Below are 2,241 nucleotides of genomic sequence, written 5' to 3' on the forward strand. Positions count from 1 at the left end.
TTTCCCGTTAGGCTTGGTCTTTTTAAAATGACTCGCTTTGTTTGTTCGCCTGCCAACCTAGATGCGGGACTAGTCCACAAAATCCTCCACTAAGCGTTCTAAACAGACAAAAAAGCAGCAGCCGCTGCTCTTTTTTTATTATTGTTCTTTTTTCAGTTTTATAACGGCGAGTGTACAGCGGGAGATGCAGACTAGTTGTTGTTCTTCGTCGCGGATTTTGATGTCCCAGACCATGGTTGTTTTGCCGCGGTGCAGGATGGTTCCTTCTGCAGTGACGATGCCGGAGCGTTTTCCTTTTAAATGATTGGCGTTGATTTCGAGACCGACCACGGCTTCCTTTGTTGGGTCTACAAGGGCAAATCCACCCATACTGGCAACTGTTTCGGCTAAGGCTACAGAAGCACCCCCGTGAAGCAGGCCGAACGGCTGATGTGTTCTTTCGTCGACAGGCATAGTTGCAACAATGCGCCCTTCACTCAGCTCTGTAACTTCAATTCCTAGTGTATTCATCAATGTCTTTTGGATATTTATTTCCATTTCCCTTACCTCCATATACTATCAATATACTGTAGTTCGATTAACTCATAGAAATATCCTTCTTTTACTCACTCATCATACCTGTTTATCTTTTCTCATATGTTGAAGATGAAGGAGGCGCCAGCCATGAAATATTCTGATCAATCCCCAAATGTGCATCGTTATCCTAAGGTCTATCAGCCAGACATTCATCCATTTCCGCAGCGGCCGTCACCTGCACCTGATCCATCAATGTTTATTAAGTCTGCTCAACTCTCGCAGTCTCTTTTGGCCGATGCGCAAAAGGTAGTTAAGCAGATGGCTTCTAAATCATTTTCTCAAAAAATTATGACTGCTGCTCAAGATTCTAAACAGAGTGAGATCACAGAAATGATAAAAAAAGTAGGGCTCACTACAGTTCCAAAAATTCGAATTACCCCGGATGGAATACGAATGGACTTTGATTCTAAAATAGAAGAATCACCTGGGGATACTCATGTAATTATCTTGTTACGATGGCATACTTTTTAACGCCTTTCAATAATAACGAAAAAAAACCGAAGTCCCTAAGACTTCGGTTTCATCTTTTTATTTTTCTCCAAACCGTTCAACAAGCGTAGCGAGTGTTCTAGTCATTACACCCGTTCCACCAGCTGTCCCGAGTTCTGATAGGGCATTGGTCGTTGAAGTACCGGCAATATCCAGGTGAACCCATGGAGTATTTTCTGCAAATTCCCCGATAAATGCACCGCCCATGATCGCATGTCCTGGACTTCCTGGTGAGTTGTTTAAATCCGCAATGCGGCTTCCTCTTACCCGCTTCTTATCTTTTTCAGTAATCGGAAGTCTCCAAATCGGCTCTCCAGCTTCATGAGAGGCTTCTAAGACTTCAATGAATAAATCCTCATTATTAGTCATTGCGCCAGTCATATCCATTCCTAAGGCCGTGATAACCCCGCCAGTCAGTGTAGCCACATCAACCAAGTACTCTGCGCCATGTTGTTTCGCGTAGGTGACAGCATCGGCAAGTACCAATCGTCCTTCTGCATCCGTATTTAGCACTTCAATGGTTTTACCACTCATCGAAGTAATAACGTCATCTGGTTTAAACGCATTTCCACTAATCATATTATCTGTCGATGGAATGACTGCCACCACATTTTGCTCAGGCTTTAATTCACCGATAATCTCCATAGCACCAAGTACTGCCGCAGCTCCACCCATATCGGTTTTCATCCCGACGATGCCGGCCTTTGTTTTAATGGAATATCCTCCTGTATCGAAAGTAACCCCTTTACCGACAAGTCCGATGACATCTTTCCATTCTTCTTTACCCTGATATTTCAATACGATCATTTTTGGCGGTTCTGTAGATCCTTGGTTAACCGCTAAAAGCGCGCCCATTCCAAGTTTAATCATGTCTTCTTTATCTAATATTTCTGTTTCAAAATCATATTTTTTGCCAAGTTCAGAAGCATATGCAGCTAAATCAGTCGATGTTAAAAGGTTTCCCGGTATATTAACTAAGGTTCTAGCTGAATTCGTTGCTTTACCAAATACATGTCCAACCTCAAGAGACGCTTTTAAATCTTGGCTGTCACTTTCGCTGTAAACTGTAATTGCTTCGATCTGCTTTTGCTTCTCATTCGATTTTTGCTTGTACCCCGCAAATTCATAAGTGGCAAGCTGAAATGCTTCACCAAAGGCATGAGCTGTATCTAGGAT

The 2,241-nt window shown here is 42.8% G+C and carries 3 protein-coding genes; 1 reads left to right on the plus strand and 2 read right to left on the minus strand.

Annotated features, from left to right (window positions below):
* Nucleotides 1-138: 138 nt before the first annotated feature.
* Nucleotides 139-552 (minus strand): hotdog fold thioesterase, encoded by a 414-nt coding sequence (locus tag AC52RT_RS14020; protein ID WP_495541316.1) that lies wholly within the window; start codon nt 550-552, stop codon nt 139-141.
* Nucleotides 553-663: 111 nt separating this feature from the next.
* Here AC52RT_RS14020 and AC52RT_RS14025 point away from each other — a divergent pair, with 111 nt between their 5' ends.
* Nucleotides 664-1,047: a YuzC family spore coat inner layer protein gene (locus tag AC52RT_RS14025; protein ID WP_495541317.1), complete on the plus strand. Its 384-nt coding sequence runs from the start codon at nt 664-666 to the stop codon at nt 1,045-1,047.
* A 57-nt stretch (nt 1,048-1,104) separates the two neighbouring features.
* On the opposite strand, the gene AC52RT_RS14030 is transcribed toward AC52RT_RS14025, so the two are convergent.
* A partial coding sequence (locus AC52RT_RS14030) for a leucyl aminopeptidase (protein ID WP_495541318.1) occupies nt 1,105-2,241 on the minus strand: 1,137 nt, incomplete at its 5' end.

Source organism: Peribacillus sp. (genome assembly GCF_059453735.1).

What these genes read in the sequence shown, in the direction of transcription:
- AC52RT_RS14025 (WP_495541317.1), top strand. Translation starts at nt 664, where the DNA reads ATGAAATATTCTGATCAATCCCCAAATGTGCATCGTTATCCTAAGGTC.
- AC52RT_RS14020 (WP_495541316.1), bottom strand. Translation starts at nt 552, where the DNA reads ATGGAGGTAAGGGAAATGGAAATAAATATCCAAAAGACATTGATGAAT.